The sequence below is a fragment of the Aggregatibacter sp. Marseille-P9115 genome (assembly GCF_920939465.1).
GTDB lineage: Bacteria > Pseudomonadota > Gammaproteobacteria > Enterobacterales > Pasteurellaceae > Aggregatibacter > Aggregatibacter segnis_B.
Window position 1 is genome coordinate 505,159 of sequence record NZ_OV100759.1, and the last position, 18,733, is coordinate 523,891.

The window sequence follows — 18,733 nt, forward strand, 5'->3', positions numbered from 1 at the left end:
CGGATTTTAAAGAACAATTTAGGTGCGCGATTATAAGAGATTTAAAAGAAAATAGCTATCAGAAAAATTTTTAGAATTGTTGACTAAAAACAAGGGGTATTTATGGTAGAATACGCCCCGCTATTGAATAAGATAAAAATGATCATGTTGGAAAATATTCGAATTGTTTTAATTGAAACCTCGCACAGTGGCAACATCGGTTCCACCGCACGAGCAATGAAAACAATGGGATTAACCGATTTAGTGTTAGTGGCGCCAAAACAAGGTGTGGATGATCAAGCCATTGCCCTTGCTGCCGGTGCAGAAGATGTGGTGAAAAGTGCGGTTGTAGTCAACACCTTTTCCGAAGCCATTGCTGATTGCTCTTTGGTGATTGGTACCAGTGCAAGATTACGTCATTTGCAAAATTCACTTATTGAGCCGCGCGAATGTGGGGAAAAAGCCATCAACCATGCGATGAGTGGAAACGTGGCAATTGTGTTTGGACGTGAGCGTGTCGGTTTAACCAATGAAGAATTGCTCAAATGCCACTACCATGTGACGATCCCTGCGAATCCAGATTATGCCTCGTTAAATTTAGCCATGGCGGTACAATTAATCAGTTACGAAATACGTATGGCTTACTTGGCGACACAGCGCGAAGAAAATCAGAAAATGACACAAACGCAGCCTGATATGTATCCCAAAATGCAAGAATTGGAGTATTTTTTTATGCGTACCGAGCAGCTTTATCAATCCCTTGGCTTTATTCAAAATCAAGGTGTCATGCAAAAACTCCGACGCTTATATGGCCGTGCTGAAGTCGAAAAAACAGAACTTCACATTTTGCTCGGCATGTTAAGTGCGGTTGAAAAAAAACTTAAATCGTAAAAGAATAATAGTTGACTGTAAAAGTCAACAATGTAAGATTTCTTCGCTTAATTGATTATTTTTTTATTTAGGAACATAAAAGATGAAATTAACCTCGAAAGGTCGTTATGCAGTCACCGCAATCTTAGATATTGCTATTCATGCCGATAATGGTCCCGTAAGTTTGTCCGATATTTCCGAGCGACAACACATTTCCCTTTCTTATTTGGAACAACTGTTTGCAAAACTGCGCCGCAACAATTTAGTAAAAAGTGTGCGCGGACCGGGCGGCGGCTATAAATTAGGTCACACGCCGGAAGACATTTCCATCGGTATGATCATTGCTGCGGTAAATGAAAATATTGATACGACAAAATGTTTAGGAAAAGGCAATTGCCAAAACGGACAGGAATGCTTAACGCATACCTTATGGGACAAGCTGAGCCAACGTATTGCAGATTTCTTAAATGAAATCACATTAGCTGAGTTGGTCTCTCAACATAAACAAAACAAGCCATCCCAGCACAAACATCAAGATTTAGAAAATCTTCTCGTAATAAAAACGAATAACGCACAACATAGCTAAAAGTGCGGTTTAAAATAAAACTATTTAGGAGTGAATGATGAAATTACCTATTTATTTAGATTATGCGGCAACTTGCCCGGTGGACGAACGCGTCGCGAAAAAAATGATGGAATACCTAACCATCGATGGCGTTTTCGGCAACCCGGCATCTCGTTCCCATAAATTTGGCTGGCAAGCAGAAGAAGCAGTTGATATTGCGCGTAATCAAATTGCCGATCTTATCGGTGCCGATTCCCGTGAAATTGTTTTCACTTCCGGCGCAACAGAATCGGACAACCTTGCTATCAAAGGTGCGGCACATTTTTATCAAACCAAAGGCAAGCACATTATCACTTGTAAAACTGAGCACAAAGCGGTGTTGGATACTTGCCGTCAATTAGAACGCGAAGGTTTTGAAGTCACTTATTTAGAACCGGAATCCGATGGTTTAGTGGATTTGGAAAAATTCAAAGCAGCACTTCGCCCAGACACCATCGTTGCCTCAATCATGCACGTGAACAATGAAATCGGCGTGATTCAGGATATTCAAGCGATTGGCGAATTATGCCGTGCGAATAAAACCATTTTCCATGTGGATGCGACCCAAAGTGTGGGCAAAGTGGAGATCAATCTTGCCGAATTACCGGTCGATTTAATGTCTATGTCCAGCCATAAATTATACGGACCAAAAGGCATCGGTGCATTGTACGTTCGCCGCAAACCACGTATCCGCTTAGAAGCGATTATTCACGGTGGCGGTCATGAGCGCGGCATGCGCTCCGGTACATTACCTGTCCACCAAATTGTGGGTATGGGTGAAGCCTATCGTATTGCGAAAGAAGAAATGGCTACGGAAATTCCACGCATTAAAGCTCTTCGCGATCGTTTATACAATGGCTTAAAAGATATTGAAGAAACCTATGTTAACGGCTCTATGGAACACCGTGTTGCCAACAACCTCAACATCAGTTTCAACTACGTGGAAGGTGAATCCTTAATGATGGCATTACGCGACATCGCGGTTTCTTCCGGCTCCGCTTGTACTTCCGCGAGCCTTGAACCGTCTTATGTGCTACGCGCACTTGGCCGTAACGATGAATTGGCACACAGCTCCATCCGCTTCAGCCTAGGTCGTTTCACCACGGAAGAAGAAATCGACTACACCATCAATTTGATGAAAGGTGCGGTGGAAAAATTACGCGCATTATCCCCGCTTTGGGATATGTTTAAAGAAGGCATCGACTTAAACACCATTGAGTGGGCAGCCCACTAATTTGACGGGCGGTGCAAATCGCCCAATCAGTTCATTATTTTAGGAAAGGAACAAAAAATGGCATACAGCGAAAAAGTGATCGATCATTACGAAAATCCACGCAATGTGGGTTCTATGGACAAAAAAGACAGATCAGTCGGCACCGGCATGGTGGGCGCACCGGCGTGCGGTGACGTGATGCAATTACAAATCCGTGTAAACGATGAAGGCATTATTGAAGACGCCAAATTCAAAACCTACGGCTGCGGTTCCGCAATCGCTTCCAGCTCTTTAATCACCGAATGGGTGAAAGGTAAATCCTTAGAAGAAGCGGGCGCGATTAAAAACAGCCAAATTGCCGAAGAACTCGAATTACCACCGGTGAAAGTGCACTGCTCTATTTTGGCAGAAGATGCCATTAAAGCGGCGATTGCCGATTACAAAGCGAAAAAAGGTTCTTAATGTCATAAAAGTGCGGTCGTTTTTCTAAGCGTTTTTAAACGCCGAGAAAACGGACCGCACTTTGATTTTTCTTCTATAACGAAAACAAGCATTATCAACCTCTTAACTGTATTATTTTTGATATCCCGAGTGTTACTTCCGTCTACTTATAACACTGCGAAACACTTAAGTAGCATTTGATTTTGGAGAAATAAAACATGTCAATCACACTCACCGAAAGCGCAGCTGATCGCGTCAAAACATTTTTAGAAAAACGCGGAAAAGGGATCGGTTTACGTTTAGGCATTAAAACCTCCGGTTGCTCCGGCTTGTCTTACATGCTGGAATTCGTGGATACATTAAACGAAGACGATCAAGTGTTTGAACAACATGGCGTGAAAGTGATCGTGGACACCAAAAGCTTAGTGTATTTAGACGGCACCCAGCTGGATTTTGCCAAAGAAGGCTTAAACGAAGGGTTCAAATTCACCAATCCGAACGTCAAAGACGAATGCGGTTGCGGTGAGAGTTTTAACGTTTAATCGAGAAAGGTATGAACAATCCATTTGCTTTATTTGATTTACCCGTGTCTTTTCAACTGGATCAGGATTTATTGGCGACGCGTTATTTGGCCTTACAAAAATCCCTGCACCCGGATAATTTTTCCGCCGCGTCTGCGCAAGAACAGCGCTTGGCGATTCAAAAATCGGCGGAAATCAACGATGCCTTACGCACCTTAAAAGATCCGATTAGCCGCGCCGACAGCATTATTGCCATTCACACCGGCGAGGTGGAAAACGTAGAAGAAAAAAGCAGTAAAGACATCAGTTTTCTGATGCAGCAAATGGAATGGCGCGAAACCTTAGAAAATATCGAAAATAACAAAGACAGCGACGAACTGACGGCGTTCACTAAAGACATCGAACGCACCCGCCGCGCAATTTTAGACGAATTATCCACCGCACTTGATGCGCAACAATGGGACATCGCACGGGCAATCACAGACAAATTACGTTTTATTAAAAAACTTCAAGCAGAAATTGAGCGAGTTGAAGAAACTCTTCTAGATTTTTAATGTAAAGCATATTGAGAGACAACATGGCGTTACTTCAAATTGCAGAGCCGGGACAAAGTGCCGCACCCCATCAACAAAAACTTGCCGTGGGCATCGATCTCGGCACCACCAACTCCCTGATTGCTACCGTACGCAACGGCCACAGTGACATTTTATTAGACGAACAAAATCGTCCGTTATTGCCTTCTGTTGTGCATTTTGGCAAAGATGAAAACGTGATTGTCGGCTACGAAGCCGCCGAACTTGCCACGCAAGATCCGCAAAATACGGTGATTTCCGTCAAACGTTTAATCGGTCGCAGTCTTGCGGATATTCAACAACGTTATCCGAATTTGCCTTATCAATTTGTCGCCAGTGAAAACGGTTTGCCTTTATTAGCAACACGCCAAGGTGTACGTAGCCCGATTGAAATTTCCGCAGAAATACTGAAAAAATTGACCGCACTTGGCGAGCAACGCTTAGGCGGCGATCTTGTAGGCGCAGTGATCACCGTGCCGGCTTATTTTGATGATGCACAACGCCAAAGCACCAAAGACGCGGCGAAATTGGCGGGACTTAATGTTCTGCGTTTATTAAATGAACCGACTGCGGCAGCCATTGCATATGGCTTGGATAGCGGACAAGAAGGCGTGATTGCCGTGTATGATTTAGGCGGCGGCACCTTTGATATTTCCATTTTGCGCCTTTCCCGTGGCGTGTTTGAAGTGTTGGCAACCGGCGGCGACACGGCGCTAGGCGGTGATGATTTCGATTTGGTCTTAGCTGATTGGATTATCGAACAATCTGCGGTAAAACCGGAAAATGACAGCCAATATCGTGAACTGATCGAATTAGCCAATCACGTTAAAGTGGAATTAACTAACGTAACGGAAGCTAAAATTCAGTATCGTAATTGGCTTGGCAACATCAGCCGAGAGCAGTTTAACGAACTGATTCAACCGTTAGTTAAACGTTCTTTACTTGCTTGTCGCCGTGCCTTAAAAGATGCCGGCGTGGAAGTGGAAGACGTGAATGAAGTGGTGATGGTGGGCGGTTCTACCCGCGTGCCTTATGTGCGCGAACAAGTGGGTGAATTTTTCCAAAAACAACCGCTGACCTCTATCGATCCCGATAAAGTGGTCGCCCTTGGTGCCGCCATTCAAGCGGATATTCTCGCCGGCAATAAACCGGATTCCGAGCTATTGTTGTTAGATGTCATTCCGCTTTCGCTTGGCATCGAAACCATGGGCGGTTTGGTGGAAAAAATCATTCCACGCAACACCACTATTCCTGTGGCGCGTGCGCAAGAATTCACTACCTTCAAAGACGGGCAAACCGCGATGTCGGTGCATATCGTACAAGGTGAACGCGAACTGGTGAACGATTGCCGTTCTCTCGCCCGCTTCACGCTGCGCGGCATTCCGCCGATGGCGGCCGGCGCAGCGCATATTCGCGTCACCTACCAAGTAGATGCAGATGGATTGCTCAGCGTCACCGCCATGGAAAAAACCACCGGTGTGCAATCCTCGATTCAGGTGAAACCATCTTACGGTTTAACGGACGATGAAATTGCCAACATGCTGAAAGCTTCAATGGAAAATGCCAAAGAAGACATTCAAGCGCGTTTATTGGCAGAACAACGCGTAGAGGCGGAACGTGTACTGGAAAGCGTACGCTCTGCTCTGGCACAAGATTATGATTTATTAGATGACGACGAATTAAGTGCAGTTAAAAACGCAATTATTTCGTTGGAACAATTAAAACAGCAGGATGATTCCCTTGCCATCAAACAAGGTATCAAAGCGCTGGATTTAGCAACGCAGGAATTTGCAGCGCGTCGTATGGATAAATCCATTCGTACCGCGCTAGCAGGTCACTCCGTTGATGATATTGTAGGAAAGTAAGGATATTAAAATGCCAAAAGTGATTTTTTTACCTAATGAAGAATTTTGCCCGGAAGGCATGGTCGTTGATGCCGCTGCCGGTGATAATTTGCTTGAAGTGGCCCACAACGCCGGCGTAGAAATTCACCACGCTTGCGATGGCTCTTGCGCTTGCACCACATGCCATGTGGTCGTGCGTGAAGGCGGTGATTCTTTAAATGAACCAAGCGATCAAGAAGAAGATATGTTAGATAAAGCCTGGGGCTTAGAAATGGACAGCCGACTGTCTTGCCAATGTATTGTCGGCGATGAAGACTTGGTCGTTGAAATCCCGAAATACAACATTAACCACGCAAATGAGGCGGCGCACTAATGAAATGGACGGACGCCCAACTCATTGCCGAAGCATTGTATGACAACAATCCGGAGCTGGATCCAAAAACCGTGCGTTTTACCGATTTGCACCGCTGGATTTGTGAGTTAGAGGATTTTGACGATGATCCGCAAAAATCAAACGAAGGGATTTTAGAAGCTATTTTGCTGAAATGGTTGGAAGAATACGAATAGAAATTCGTTCAGAAAAGTCACCGCACTTTGGTCGCAAACTTTAATCGTAGGGACAGGCTTTATGCCTGTCCTATTCGTATCATCTGATTGTCGGACAGACATAAAGTCTGTCCCTACAATGTGGAATGATGCTTACTTCACCTGCATTCCCGCTTTCACACCCGCATCAGCAGACAACAGGAATAAATCGGCGCCGCCGGTGCCCGCACTTAAAATCATGCCTTCGGACACACCAAATTTCATTTTGCGTGGTGCAAGATTTGCCACCATAATCACAAAGCGTCCTTCCAGATCTTCCGGCTTATCGTAAGCCGCCTTGATACCTGAAAAAACTTGGCGTTTGTGATCGCCCAAATCTAGTTCAAAGCGCAATAATTTATTGGATTCCGGCACGGCGTCGCATTTCAATACTTTCGCCACTCGCATATCTAACTTAGCAAAATCATCAATCGTGATGGTCTCTGCAATTGGCTCGATAGCTCCCGCAGATTCATTGGCATTTTTGACCGCACTTTTTGCAGCAGGCGCGGCATTCACTTGCGCATTTTCCGCTTTAGATGCCTCAATCATTGCTTCAATTTGTTTACCATCCAAGCGAGAGAACAAGGCTTTAAACGGTGCAATTTGGTGATTTAATAAAGGCTGCGCTAAATTTTCCCAGGTTAATTCTGATTGCAAGAAGGCTTCTGCACGTTCCGCAAGTTTCGGCAGCACCGGTTTCAAATAGCCCATCAGCACGCGGAATAATTGAAGACCCATGGAACACACCGCTTGCAACTCCGTGTCTTTGCCTTCTTCTTTCGCAATCACCCAAGGGGCTTTATCGTCGATATATTTATTGGCTTTATCGGTTAATGCCATGATTTCACGAATGGCTTTGCCGAATTCACGATTTTCGTAATACGTGGCGATTTGCTCAGATTGTGCAATAAATTCATTAAATAAAGCCTGATCATCTAATGCTGCCGCCAACTTACCGTCAAAACGTTTTTGGATAAAACCGGCGTTACGGGAAGCCAAATTTACCAGTTTATTCACCAAATCCGTATTCACGCGCTGAACGAAATCTTCTAAATTCAAATCCAAATCATCAATGCGATTACTTAATTTCGCCGCGTAGTAATAACGCAAACATTCCGGATCCAAATGTTTCAAATAGGTTGCCGCTTGAATGAAGGTACCGCGGGATTTTGACATTTTCTCGCCGTTCACCGTCACATAGCCGTGCACAAAAATATTGCTTGGTTTACGGAAACCCGCACCTTCTAACATGGCAGGCCAGAATAGACTGTGGAAATACATGATGTCTTTACCAATGAAGTGATAAAGCTCTGCATCGCTGTCTTTGCGCCAGAAACTATCGAAATCAATACTGCTGTCACGTTTACACAGATTTTTGAAAGACGCCATGTAACCGATAGGCGCATCCAACCAAACGTAGAAATATTTGCCTTCCGTATTCGGAATTTGGAAACCAAAATATGGTGCATCGCGGGAAATATCCCATTGTTGAAGCCCCGCTTCAAACCATTCCTGCATTTTGTTCACCACTTCCGATTGCAAAGATCCGGAGCCCAACCAGTCTTTCAACATGGCTTCAAAACTTGGCAAATCAAAGAAGAAGTGTTCGGAATCTTTCATGACCGGCGTTGCGCCTGACACCACAGAACGCGGGTTAATGAGTTCTGTCGGGCTATAGGTTGCCGCGCACACTTCGCAGTTGTCGCCATATTGATCCGGCGATTTACATTTCGGGCAAGTGCCTTTCACAAAACGATCAGGCAAGAACATCCCTTTTTCCGGATCATAGAGTTGGGAAATGGTGCGACTTTTAATAAAACCGTTTTCTTTTAAGCGGTTATAAATGAACTCTGAAAACTCGCGATTTTCTTCACTGTGTGTGGAATGGTAGTTATCAAAGTTGATGTTGAAACCGGCAAAATCCGCCATATGTTTGTGACGTACATCATCAATAAGTTGTTCCGGCGTAATGCCCATTTGGTCGGCTTTTAACATGATCGGCGTACCGTGTGCGTCATCGGCACACACAAAGTGAATGTCATTGCCGCGCATCCGTTGAAAACGCACCCAAATATCCGCCTGAATATGCTCCAACATGTGACCTAAATGAATTGGGCCATTGGCATACGGCAAGGCACAAGTAACTAAAATTTTACGCTTGGAATTCGACATAATATTGACCTTTAAAATACTTAAAAAACGGAAAAAAATTGGCGCCTATGTTACCTTATTGAGGGTATTTTTTCTAGTTTAATCATGATTTAGGCATTTTTAACTTAACAGATAAAGGCGGTCATGATTAAATATAACCAACGAATTTACTACACTAAAAAAGGAAGCATTATGGCGACGTTATTTTCTGAAAATTTAACGGAACAACAGAAGGAACATATTGTTCGGTTATTCAAAAACTTTCAACACCCTACTCTGCAAAAAAATCTCATTTCTCTCAACACATTGAAAAAAGCCGAAAAAGGCGGTGATACTTTGCGTGTGGAATTATCCATGCCTTTCGCTTGGAACACCGCGTTTGCCGAATTAAAAAATGCCTTAACCGAATCGTTAAAAGCGGCGGCAGAAGTAGAAAATGTCAAATGGCAACTTAGCTATCAAATCGCCACCCTTAAACGCGCCAACAACCATCCTGCGGTAAAAGGTGTAAAAAATATTATTGCGGTGAGTTCCGGTAAAGGCGGCGTGGGTAAATCTACCGTTTCCGTCAACCTTGCCATCGCGTTACACCAACAAGGTGCACGCGTGGGAATTTTAGATGCGGATATTTACGGGCCTTCCATTCCGCACATGCTCGGCGCACCGCATCAACGCCCAACATCACCTGATAACCAACACATCACCCCGATCGAAGCGCACGGCTTGTATGCCAATTCCATCGGCTTTTTAATGGACGAAGACAACGCCACCATTTGGCGCGGTCCAATGGCAAGCAGTGCATTAAGCCAACTCTTACAAGAAACCCTATGGCCTGACTTGGATTATCTTGTGATCGATATGCCTCCGGGCACCGGTGACATTCAACTTACCCTGTCCCAACAAATTCCGGTGACAGGCGCCGTGGTTGTCACAACGCCACAAGACATCGCCCTATTGGATGCGGTAAAAGGGATTTCCATGTTTGAGCGTGTTTCCGTGCCGGTGTTAGGTATTGTGGAAAACATGTCCATACACATTTGCAGCAACTGCGGTCACCAAGAAGCGATTTTCGGTACCGGTGGTGCAGAACGCATTGCGGATAAATACAACATCAAAGTATTAGGTCAACAACCGTTACACATTCGCCTTCGTCAAGATTTGGATCGCGGCGAACCGACTGTGGTTGCCGCGCCAGACAGCGAAATTGCACAAGGTTTCTTAAAATTAGCGGAAAAAGTTGCGACCGAACTTTACTGGCAAGGTTCTGTGATTCCGAGTGAAATTATGTTCCGCGAAGTGAAGTAACGGCGTTACTTAAATTATCTTGTATAAAATAGAAGTGCGGTGGATTTCCAAGATGTTTTAAAACATCTGAAAAATCTACCGCACTTTTTGCTTATCGTAATAAAAAAGCCACGTTGTTTTGACAAAATGGCCTCTTGTTTAAATCGCAATCTTAATAATCGCAAATCTCGTCATTAACGAAGAAATAAGCAATCTCTCGTGCCGCACTTTCCGGGCTATCGGAACCATGCACGGAGTTTTCCCGTTGACTTAATGCAAAATCACGGCGAATCGTGCCTTCTGCTGCCGTTTCAGGATTCGTCGTACCGATTAAAGTGCGGTAGTCTTGCACGGCATTTTCTTTTTCTAACACGCTCACGAATACCGGTGCAGAAATCATGTATTCCACCAAAGGCGCAAAAAAAGGTTTGCCTTGGTGTTCTGCATAAAAACCTTCCGCTTGCTCTTGGGTGAAGTGCACCATCTTAGCGGCAATCACTTTGAAGCCTTGTTGCTCAAAGCGTGCCAAAATCGCGCCGATTAAATGACGCTTTACGGCATCCGGTTTAATAATAGATAACGTTCGTTGTAAGCTCATTTCACATCCTCTTACTGTTGTTTTGCTTTAGCTAATAATAAATTGGCAAGGGTTTGCACACCGATACCGGTCGCGCCGGTCGCCCATAAGTCGCTTGGGGTTTTGCGATACGTGGCGGAACAATCAATGTGTAACCAATGTTGTTGATAATTTTTCACGAAATAAGATAAAAATGCGGTTGCCGTGCTAGCACCTGCGCCCACAGGAACCGTGCCGGTATTGGCAATATCAGCGAACGCCGTTTTAATTTGTCCGCGATGTAATTCCGCGAAAGGCAAGCGCCAAAATGGCTCTTGTTCTTGCTCAGCAGAACGGAATAAATCGGCGACCAACTGCTCATCCATGGATAGCACACTGTGATAATCATTGCCCACCGCCACTTTTGCCGCACCGGTTAAGGTAGCACAATCCACAATAAATTGAGGTTGTTGTGCATCCGCATCAATTAACCCATCCGCCAACACCAAGCGCCCTTCGGCATCCGTATTAAGAATTTCTACGCTGACACCGTTACGATATTGGATAATGTCACCCAATTTAAAGGCGCGGCTACTCACCAAGTTTTCTGCACAGCAAAGGAATAATTTCACCCGTTGATTTAAACCACGCAAAATCGCCAAACCTAACGCCCCCGTCAATAACGCTGCGCCCCCCATATCAGTGCGCATGGTGCTCATGCCATCGCTCGGTTTAATGCTGTAACCACCACTGTCAAACGTAATACCTTTACCCACTAAACAAGCCAACACCGGGGCTTCCGGATTGCCGGTCGGATTGAAATCCAACTGCAACATCGCCGGCAGATTTTGCGAGCCTTTCCCCACCTGCCATAAACCGTGGTAACCACGTTCTAGCAATGCTTCTCGAGAAACGATGGAAAAACTGACCGCACTTTGTTTAGCGACTTGTTCTGCCATTTGCCCGATAAACTTCGCTGCGCGTTGGGCAAGCTCTTCCGGCGTTAAAATGGCTGCCGGCAGATTAATGATTTCACGCACGAAATCGCCACATTGAATACGATAACCTAGCTCTCGTTGTTGCTCGTCAGATAGCGTCGGAAACTGGAGTTTAAACTGCTTTTTCGCATTGTAAAAACCTTGATAAAACGCCCAACAACTTTCCAACTGCCACCCTTCTCCGCTTAGCGCAACATCAGAAATACCTTGATTTTGTAACTTGCGTGCCGCTTTTTGTATAGAAGTGCGGTCGGAAAAATCGATTAAATGAAGGGTCGCTTTATCTTCATTAAAACTGATGAGTGCCTTTTCACCCCAAACCGCCGAGGCCGGTTGGTTTGAAAGCAGAACTTGCATAGACATAATTTCTCCTTTAAATATTGAGAATAACGGCCTGTAATATATCAGTTTTACTGGGCTTTCTCATCATGAATCCAATAAAAAAGCGCTTCCTACGAGCATCTGCGTTAAAAAACTTTCTTGCCACCGACAAAAACGGTATAATCCGCACCGACTTTTTGTATGAGATTCCGCCAAAAGTAGCCGGCGGAAAAACCGATTAATTATTTTAGAGGATCAAATGGCAAAAGAAGATTCCATTGAAATGCAAGGCACTATATTAGAAACCTTGCCAAACACCATGTTTCGCGTTGAGTTGGAAAACGGCCACGTGGTAATTGCACATATTTCCGGCAAAATGCGTAAAAACTACATTCGTATTTTAACCGGCGACAAAGTAACCGTAGAAATGACACCATACGATTTAAGCAAAGGCCGCATCGTATTCCGTAGCCGTTAATTTCGCTTTATGACATAAACAAAAACACCGGATAATCTCCGGTGTTTTTGTTTTTCGCCTCAAGCTTTTCTTACCCGTTTCAAGATCAGGCGCTGAAGCCACATGCCCAACAAATGCAACAAGAAAAAGACCGCACTTAAGACATATAACGGCATATCACCAAAGACACTATAAGGGGTTTTGCCTTGTGTCGGCGCAATACGGTGCGTCAACACCGTTTCCACAAATTGCGGGGCTTGTGCCACAATTTTGCCTTGGGCATCAATAAATGCCGTCACGCCTGTATTGGTTGCACGAATGACCGGTTTACCGAGTTCCAACGCACGCATTTGTGCCATTTGTAAATGTTGCCACGGGCCGATGGAATTACCGAACCAGGCATCATTAGACACCGTGAGTATAAAATCACTGTTTGCCGTGAGATTTTTCTGTAATTGCGCACCGAGAATAATTTCATAACAAATCGCCGCGGTGAAATTCAGGTTCTTAGCTTGTAATGCTTGTTGTACAGGCGCTCCGCTTTGAAAAGCCGACATAGGTAAATTAAACACAGAACCGAGCGGGCGTAAAATACTCTCTAATGGAACATATTCACCAAACGGCACCAGATGATGTTTATTATAACGGTTCGCTGTTTCCATATGGTAAGGGGCTGTTTGACTCCCCACCACCACAATAGAATTGAACAATTTGCCTAAGGTTTCATCTTGATAAATCGTACCGACCATCACTTCCGTATTGGCTTTTTCCGCCAAGGATTGCAACATTTGGAAAAACGGTTGGATACTGTTTTCATAGGTCGGAAATGCGGCTTCCGGCAAAATAATCAAATCCGTTTTTCCCAAATTATCGCCAATTAATCGCCCATAATTTTCCATGGTTTGATACAGATAATTCGGATCCCATTTCAAATTTTGTTCAATATTGCCCTGCACTAAAGAAACATTCAGCGCTTTTTCAGGATTTTCTTTTACATAATTGATCTGCGATGTGTAACTTGCCGCCCCACCAATAACCACTAAAATGAGACTATTTGCTAACGCCACATTCCATTTTTTCAGAGAATTCCACAACGCAGAAACGATGTTTAAAACGACCGCACTTAGGAACATGACAAAGAAAGTTAAACCGCTGACACCGAAAATCGGCGCAATTCCGGCAAACGGACTATCAATTTGCGTATAACCGAATTGTAACCAAGGAAAACCGGTGAAAACCCAACCGCGCAGGAATTCGGTAAACGTCCACAATACCGGATACATCACGGCTCTCTGCACCTGTAAACGGCGTACCAAATATGCAAATAAGAGTGGATATAGCGATAAGTATGCTGCCAACAAGACCACTAAGAAATAACTCACCGCTAAAGGCGCATCTCCAAATTGATGAATACTGACATGTAGCCAGTTCACCCCAAATGTAAAGAAACTCAAGCCCCATAAAAAAGCAGATAAAAGTGCGGTGGATTTTTGCGGTGTTTTTACCACCCAAATCAAGCCAAATAAAGAGACATAGGACAAGACCCAGTAATGAAAAGGCGCAAAGGCGAATACACCGATGCCACCAGAAATAAGCGCAATAAGGTAAGTTAAATATTTGTTCATCATAAAATAGTGAAGCAGGCAAAATGCCTGCTTTTTATCCTTTTAATATATTGGTCTTCCATTCCTCACATTGCCAAAAGAAGCAACTTGACGGTTTTAAATGGAAAGCTACTCAGCCACGTTCTCAACGTTCTCCATTTCCGGCAAATACTCGTCCGGCACGGTAACGCGAAGTTGAATAATGCGACGGCTGTCTGCAGAGGTCACTTTAAAGTGCAGATTTTCCAGTGTAATTTCTTCACCTCGTTTTGGTAAATAACCGAATGCCTGCATAATCAAACCACCAACAGTGTCCACCTCTTCGTCATTAAATTGGGTGTTAAATTGTTGATTAAAATCTTCAATATCCGTTAAGGCACGCACCGCGTAAGCATGGCGGGAAAGTTGGCGAATATCCGCCACATCCTCTTCATCAAATTCGTCTTCAATATCTCCGACGATTTGCTCCAACACATCTTCAATAGTCACCAAACCGGACACAGCACCAAATTCATCTACCACAATCGCCATGTGGAAGCGCTCGGAACGGAAATCTTTTAGCATTCTGTCCACTCGTTTGCTTTCCGGCACAATCATGGTCGGACGAATCATATGTAACAGATTAAATTCTTCCGCATTCGCACGCAGGTATTTCAGCAAATCCTTCGCATGCAAAATCCCCACGATATTGTCGCGGTCATCCGCATCGGCAATCACCGGGAAACGGGAGTGGGCAGATTCAATGATGGTGTCCAAACAAGAATCTAAATCCTGATCGGTTTCGATGAAAACGATTTGAGAACGCGGAATCATAATATCGCGTACGCGTAACTCGGCTATTTCCATCACGCCTTCAATCATTTCTCGGGTATTTTGATCAATGAGATCATTTTGTTCAGAATCTCGGATCACTTCCACTAACTCATCGCGATTTTTAAGTTCGCCTTGAAAGAAACGTCCGAAAAGGGATTGGAAAAAAGATTTTTTAGTAACTTCAGATTGGTTGGTCGAGTGTTCTTCGTTCATAAAAATAAAAAAAGTTGCCGTCGGATTGACAGCGGAGAAAGTACCATATTTGCCACGAAAGCGCAAAAGGAAGAACGGAAGTGCGGTCTATTTTTCTCTTAAATTTTGTGGCATATCACAAAACAGGCAGTCATCAGCACAGGATCGTTAATCGCTTAAGCTACGGCTATGAGAGACAAACTACAGAAAGAAAAAATGTGGCAAATGTTAGCCGCACTTTGGGTTTAATCATTCCCTTTAAAACGATACTCCGTCCATTGATAATATTCCTCATCGGCTTTCACAATGCCTCCGTAATTTTGCCATTCTGGATGGTTTGGCGTATCGGGCAAACATTGAGTTTCCAACGCAACACCGCTGTAATCCGCGTATTGCGTGCCATGCCGAGTAGGTGTGCCGCCGAGGAAATTACCGGTGTAAACCTGCAATGCTGCTTGTGAAGTCAACACTTCCAAATGCAAATCATCATTTGGTGAACTCAGCAAAACACAAGGTTTTTGCCAGGCTTTGTTGACGATAAAAGAATGATCGTAGCCTTTGGTAGCAAGCTGTTCGCCTTGTAGAAAATCCTGTTGAATCGGCTTGGCAACGCGAAAATCAAAACTGGTGCCGACAACGTGTTTTAACGGCGAATTTGGAATCCCTTCGTTATCTACCGGCAAATAGAAATCCGCATTCAGACGCAAGCAGTGATGACGAACATCTGTCCCCTGCTCAGCGTTTTCTAAATTGAAATAAGCGTGGTTAGTTAAATTCAATGCCGTATCCTGATCGCTTTTCCCGGCATACTCGATTTTTACCGAATTCTCTTCCGTTAAGGTGTAAGTTACCGTCACATCCACATTGCCGGGAAAACCTTGATCACCGTCGGCAGAATGCAAAGAAAAACACACGAAATTTTCACCGCACTTTTCTAATGCCCAACGGCGTTTATCAAAACCGTTTACACCGCCGTGAAGTTGATGCGTTCCTTGGTTGGCGGTTAAGGTCACGGTTTTATCATTAAGCGGAAATTGCGCATTCTCAATGCGGTTAGCATAACGTCCGACACTCGTCCCTAAATAGGCTTGCTGAACGGGATACGCTTCCAACTTGCAACCCAGCAAGACTTCACGCAATTCTCCGTTGACCGGCACGCGACAAGACGTCCACGTTGCCCCCCAGTCGGTAAATTGCACACGCATTCCTTGCGTATTTTGCAACGTGAAAAGCTGAAACGGCAAACCGTCCGGCGCAATGCCTTGGGCGTGTTGTTCTAGCATACACGCACTCCTTGCGAAGCCGTGCAAACATAAAAATCTTCTTTCAAGCCTGTTTGTTTTTCATAATTGTCTGCCACGATTTTGCGTACGGCTTCTACTTTATCGTGTGGCGCAAGAGCAACGATACAACCGCCGAAACCACCTCCAGTCATGCGTGCACCACCCTGTTTACCGATGACCAGCTGTGCCAATTCCACTAAATAATCAATTTGTGGCACAGTGATTTCAAAATCATCGCGCATAGAATCATGTGACTGCCCCATTAATTCGCCAAGACGGGTTAAGTCATTATGTTTCAAGGCATCTACCGCATCTAACACCCGTTGATTTTCCATCACCACATGGCGGGCGCGTTTTGCCACCAGCGGATCAAGTGCGGTCAATTCTGCTTCTTTTTCTTTAAACTGTGCCACGGACACATCACGCAAGGCTTTCACGCCGAAAAATTCTGCCGCACGTTCACATTGCTGACGGCGGGTGTTGTATTCGCCGGTAACCAAATCATGCGGCACATTAGAGTTCACGATAATTACCGCCACATCCTGCGGCACGGGCGTTGGTTGCGTTTCAAGACTACGGCAGTCAATCATCAATAAATGATCTTGTTGTCCTAGCGCAGAAATCAGCTGATCCATATTGCCGCAATTGGCACCAACAAATTTGTTTTCTGCTTTTTGCCCAATAAGCGCAATGTCTGTATGATTTAAAGACAAATCGCTCAGCTGCTGACAGAATTTTCCTGTTACCACTTCTAACGCAGCGGAAGAACTCAAGCCGGAAGAATGCGGCACATTACCGGAAATCACCAAATCCGCCCCTTGTTTAAAATCAGGGCAACGTTCCTGAATGAATTTCACCACGCCACGCACATAGTTCGCCCATTTTTGTTCACTTTGTGGGATTTCTTTGTCTAGTAAAAATTCATCTGACAAATCCAAATCAGCAGCATACACATTCCAAACATGATCATTGCGTTTCGCGCCGGTAATCGCCGTGCCATAGTTAATCGCACATGGCATCACAAAGCCGTCGTTGTAATCGGTATGTTCGCCGATAATATTCACACGACCGGGGGCATACACGGTCAACTCCGGTTGTTTATTGTATTTTTGGGTAAAAATGTGTTGGGATTTTTGGATTGGTGTCATGCTTGTGTCCTTTATCTTCAAGTATTGCTCAATCAGCTCCCCTCTTTTGTAAAGAGGGGCAGGGGGAGATTTAATTGCGATATTTAAATTTCATATGAGATTGGTGTCCTTCTACCAAATCTTCCTTAACCCCTCTTTGCTAAAGAGGGGAATTCGGCGCATTATTTCAGTTTATAGTGAATTTCACTCAACGCACGCAGTCTTTCTGCTGCCTGTTCCGCCGTTAAATCGCGTTGGCTTTCGCCGAGCATTTCGTAGCCCACCATAAACTTGCGCACAGTGGCGGAGCGTAAAAGCGGCGGGTAGAAATGGGCGTGCAATTGCCAATGGTTGTTTTCTTCGCCGTTAAACGGTGCAGCGTGGAAACCCATGGAGTACGGAAAAGAGGTTTCAAATAGGTTGTCGTATTTGGTCGTGAGTTTTTTCAATATCACCGCCAAATCTTTCGCTTGAGCGTCACTTAATTCCGTTAAGCGTTTAACCTGTGCTTTTGGTAACAACAACGTTTCAAACGGCCAAACTGCCCAATACGGCACCACAGCAACCCAATGTTCTGTCTCCACAACGATACGTTCTTTGCGAGCCAGTTCTTGTTGGACGTAATCCACTAACAGTACAGAACCCTGTTTTTCATAATATTGACGTTGCGCTTTATCTTCTCTCGCCACTTCATTCGGTAAAAAGCTGTTTGCCCAAATTTGTCCGTGTGGATGTGGGTTAGAACAGCCCATTGCCGCCCCTTTGTTTTCAAAAATTTGTACCCATTGGTATTTTTGACCGAGCTCACGGAGCTGTTCCTGCCAGACTTTAATGACTTCTTCGATCTCAAGTGCTGTCAATAATGGCAACGTTTTACTATGATCCGGCGAAAAACAAATGACGCGACTTTCACCACGAGCTTGTGAACTTTGGAATAACGGATTGTCGTTATTTTGCGGTGCCGGTGTGTCTTCTAACAGCGCGGAGAAGTCATTTTTAAACACATAAGGTTTGTGATAATCGGGATTGGGCTCACCGGTAATGCGTTTATTACGCGGGCAAAGATAGCAATTCGGATCGTGACTTGGCTTTTGTTCTTCATTGACTTTCTCTTGTTGTCCTTGCCATGGACGCTTAGCGCGATGAGGAGAAACTAAAACCCATTGGTCGGTTAACGGATTATATCTGCGGTGTGGATGATCGGTAGGTTCAAAAACAGTTGTCATAATGTACCTCTGTTCGGTTGTATTTAATTTATGAAAACGATTACAAAAATATGGCATAAAATAGCATATTTAACAAATTAAACTGTTAG

The 18,733-nt window shown here is 44.5% G+C and carries 19 protein-coding genes; 11 read left to right on the forward strand and 8 right to left on the reverse strand.

Translation table 11 applies throughout. From position 1 onward, the window contains the following. Window positions 1-144: 144 nt before the first annotated feature. The 9 genes from trmJ to iscX all read left to right on the forward strand — a co-directional run bounded on the left by trmJ (window position 145) and on the right by iscX (window position 6,611). Entirely contained in the window at window positions 145-870 is a 726-nt protein-coding gene (gene trmJ / locus LQ983_RS02290) for a tRNA (cytosine(32)/uridine(32)-2'-O)-methyltransferase TrmJ (protein ID WP_230622589.1), read from the forward strand. Window positions 871-952: 82 nt separating this feature from the next. After that, a complete protein-coding gene (gene iscR / locus LQ983_RS02295) occupies window positions 953-1,435 on the forward strand; it encodes a Fe-S cluster assembly transcriptional regulator IscR (RefSeq protein ID WP_230621497.1) in 483 nt (160 codons plus the stop codon). A 37-nt stretch (window positions 1,436-1,472) separates the two neighbouring features. Further along, on the forward strand, window positions 1,473-2,687 hold the full coding sequence (locus LQ983_RS02300; RefSeq protein WP_230622590.1) for an IscS subfamily cysteine desulfurase: 1,215 nt from the start codon (window positions 1,473-1,475) through the stop codon (window positions 2,685-2,687). Between the two features lie 57 nt (window positions 2,688-2,744). Then, window positions 2,745-3,128, forward strand: coding sequence for a Fe-S cluster assembly scaffold IscU (gene iscU, locus LQ983_RS02305; protein ID WP_230621498.1), 384 nt, complete (start codon window positions 2,745-2,747; stop codon window positions 3,126-3,128). A gap of 197 nt (window positions 3,129-3,325) precedes the next feature. Next, window positions 3,326-3,649, forward strand: coding sequence for an iron-sulfur cluster assembly protein IscA (gene iscA / locus LQ983_RS02310; protein WP_230621499.1), 324 nt, complete (start codon window positions 3,326-3,328; stop codon window positions 3,647-3,649). A gap of 11 nt (window positions 3,650-3,660) precedes the next feature. Continuing rightward, window positions 3,661-4,182 (forward strand): Fe-S protein assembly co-chaperone HscB, encoded by a 522-nt coding sequence (hscB, locus tag LQ983_RS02315; RefSeq protein WP_006717455.1) that lies wholly within the window; start codon window positions 3,661-3,663, stop codon window positions 4,180-4,182. 23 nt (window positions 4,183-4,205) lie between these two features. Further along, window positions 4,206-6,065, forward strand: coding sequence for a Fe-S protein assembly chaperone HscA (gene hscA, locus LQ983_RS02320; protein WP_230621500.1), 1,860 nt, complete (start codon window positions 4,206-4,208; stop codon window positions 6,063-6,065). A 10-nt stretch (window positions 6,066-6,075) separates the two neighbouring features. Beyond that, window positions 6,076-6,417, forward strand: a complete 342-nt coding sequence (fdx, locus tag LQ983_RS02325) for an ISC system 2Fe-2S type ferredoxin (RefSeq protein WP_005700966.1) — start codon at window positions 6,076-6,078, stop codon at window positions 6,415-6,417. Then, a complete protein-coding gene (iscX, locus tag LQ983_RS02330) occupies window positions 6,417-6,611 on the forward strand; it encodes a Fe-S cluster assembly protein IscX (protein ID WP_111296533.1) in 195 nt (64 codons plus the stop codon). Before fdx ends, iscX begins: the two co-directional genes overlap by 1 nt. A 132-nt stretch (window positions 6,612-6,743) precedes the next feature. On the opposite strand, the gene metG is transcribed toward iscX, so the two are convergent. After that, window positions 6,744-8,804 carry a methionine--tRNA ligase gene (metG, locus tag LQ983_RS02335; RefSeq protein ID WP_230621501.1) on the reverse strand — a complete coding sequence of 687 codons (2,061 nt, stop codon included), beginning with the start codon at window positions 8,802-8,804 and terminating at the stop codon, window positions 6,744-6,746. Window positions 8,805-8,975: 171 nt separating this feature from the next. Between metG and apbC the strand changes: the two genes are divergently transcribed. Next, window positions 8,976-10,088: an iron-sulfur cluster carrier protein ApbC gene (gene apbC / locus LQ983_RS02340; RefSeq protein WP_230621502.1), complete on the forward strand. Its 1,113-nt coding sequence runs from the start codon at window positions 8,976-8,978 to the stop codon at window positions 10,086-10,088. A gap of 151 nt (window positions 10,089-10,239) precedes the next feature. Here apbC and ndk read toward each other — a convergent pair whose 3' ends face one another. Continuing rightward, on the reverse strand, window positions 10,240-10,665 hold the full coding sequence (gene ndk / locus LQ983_RS02345; protein WP_230621503.1) for a nucleoside-diphosphate kinase: 426 nt from the start codon (window positions 10,663-10,665) through the stop codon (window positions 10,240-10,242). Between the two features lie 11 nt (window positions 10,666-10,676). Continuing rightward, entirely contained in the window at window positions 10,677-11,984 is a 1,308-nt protein-coding gene (gene pepB, locus LQ983_RS02350) for an aminopeptidase PepB (RefSeq protein ID WP_230621504.1), read from the reverse strand. A 217-nt stretch (window positions 11,985-12,201) separates the two neighbouring features. Between pepB and infA the strand changes: the two genes are divergently transcribed. After that, on the forward strand, window positions 12,202-12,420 hold the full coding sequence (gene infA / locus LQ983_RS02355; protein WP_006717435.1) for a translation initiation factor IF-1: 219 nt from the start codon (window positions 12,202-12,204) through the stop codon (window positions 12,418-12,420). Window positions 12,421-12,479: 59 nt separating this feature from the next. Here infA and lnt read toward each other — a convergent pair whose 3' ends face one another. The 5 genes from lnt to galT form a co-directional block, all read right to left on the reverse strand. Beyond that, entirely contained in the window at window positions 12,480-14,024 is a 1,545-nt protein-coding gene (gene lnt / locus LQ983_RS02360) for an apolipoprotein N-acyltransferase (protein WP_230622591.1), read from the reverse strand. A 108-nt stretch (window positions 14,025-14,132) separates the two neighbouring features. Continuing rightward, entirely contained in the window at window positions 14,133-15,029 is an 897-nt protein-coding gene (corC, locus tag LQ983_RS02365) for a CNNM family magnesium/cobalt transport protein CorC (protein ID WP_111296679.1), read from the reverse strand. A gap of 224 nt (window positions 15,030-15,253) precedes the next feature. Beyond that, the gene (galM, locus tag LQ983_RS02370) at window positions 15,254-16,291 is read right to left on the reverse strand and encodes a galactose-1-epimerase (RefSeq protein WP_230621505.1); all 1,038 of its coding nucleotides are present in this window, start codon (window positions 16,289-16,291) and stop codon (window positions 15,254-15,256) included. Then, a complete protein-coding gene (gene galK / locus LQ983_RS02375; protein ID WP_111296543.1) occupies window positions 16,285-17,439 on the reverse strand; it encodes a galactokinase in 1,155 nt (384 codons plus the stop codon). Before galK ends, galM begins: the two co-directional genes overlap by 7 nt. A 161-nt stretch (window positions 17,440-17,600) precedes the next feature. After that, on the reverse strand, window positions 17,601-18,644 hold the full coding sequence (gene galT / locus LQ983_RS02380) for a galactose-1-phosphate uridylyltransferase (protein WP_111296545.1): 1,044 nt from the start codon (window positions 18,642-18,644) through the stop codon (window positions 17,601-17,603). Window positions 18,645-18,733 lie beyond the last annotated feature (89 nt).

Coding starts and splice junctions, on each gene's coding strand:
- iscR (WP_230621497.1), top strand. CDS start 953: ATGAAATTAACCTCGAAAGGTCGTTATGCAGTCACCGCAATCTTAGAT.
- trmJ (WP_230622589.1), top strand. CDS start 145: ATGTTGGAAAATATTCGAATTGTTTTAATTGAAACCTCGCACAGTGGC.
- fdx (WP_005700966.1), top strand. CDS start 6,076: ATGCCAAAAGTGATTTTTTTACCTAATGAAGAATTTTGCCCGGAAGGC.
- iscX (WP_111296533.1), top strand. CDS start 6,417: ATGAAATGGACGGACGCCCAACTCATTGCCGAAGCATTGTATGACAAC.
- ndk (WP_230621503.1), bottom strand. CDS start 10,665: ATGAGCTTACAACGAACGTTATCTATTATTAAACCGGATGCCGTAAAG.
- metG (WP_230621501.1), bottom strand. CDS start 8,804: ATGTCGAATTCCAAGCGTAAAATTTTAGTTACTTGTGCCTTGCCGTAT.
- galK (WP_111296543.1), bottom strand. CDS start 17,439: ATGACACCAATCCAAAAATCCCAACACATTTTTACCCAAAAATACAAT.
- lnt (WP_230622591.1), bottom strand. CDS start 14,024: ATGAACAAATATTTAACTTACCTTATTGCGCTTATTTCTGGTGGCATC.
- iscA (WP_230621499.1), top strand. CDS start 3,326: ATGTCAATCACACTCACCGAAAGCGCAGCTGATCGCGTCAAAACATTT.
- apbC (WP_230621502.1), top strand. CDS start 8,976: ATGGCGACGTTATTTTCTGAAAATTTAACGGAACAACAGAAGGAACAT.
- galT (WP_111296545.1), bottom strand. CDS start 18,644: ATGACAACTGTTTTTGAACCTACCGATCATCCACACCGCAGATATAAT.
- corC (WP_111296679.1), bottom strand. CDS start 15,029: ATGAACGAAGAACACTCGACCAACCAATCTGAAGTTACTAAAAAATCT.
- infA (WP_006717435.1), top strand. CDS start 12,202: ATGGCAAAAGAAGATTCCATTGAAATGCAAGGCACTATATTAGAAACC.
- iscU (WP_230621498.1), top strand. CDS start 2,745: ATGGCATACAGCGAAAAAGTGATCGATCATTACGAAAATCCACGCAAT.
- hscA (WP_230621500.1), top strand. CDS start 4,206: ATGGCGTTACTTCAAATTGCAGAGCCGGGACAAAGTGCCGCACCCCAT.
- hscB (WP_006717455.1), top strand. CDS start 3,661: ATGAACAATCCATTTGCTTTATTTGATTTACCCGTGTCTTTTCAACTG.
- galM (WP_230621505.1), bottom strand. CDS start 16,291: ATGCTAGAACAACACGCCCAAGGCATTGCGCCGGACGGTTTGCCGTTT.
- LQ983_RS02300 (WP_230622590.1), top strand. CDS start 1,473: ATGAAATTACCTATTTATTTAGATTATGCGGCAACTTGCCCGGTGGAC.
- pepB (WP_230621504.1), bottom strand. CDS start 11,984: ATGTCTATGCAAGTTCTGCTTTCAAACCAACCGGCCTCGGCGGTTTGG.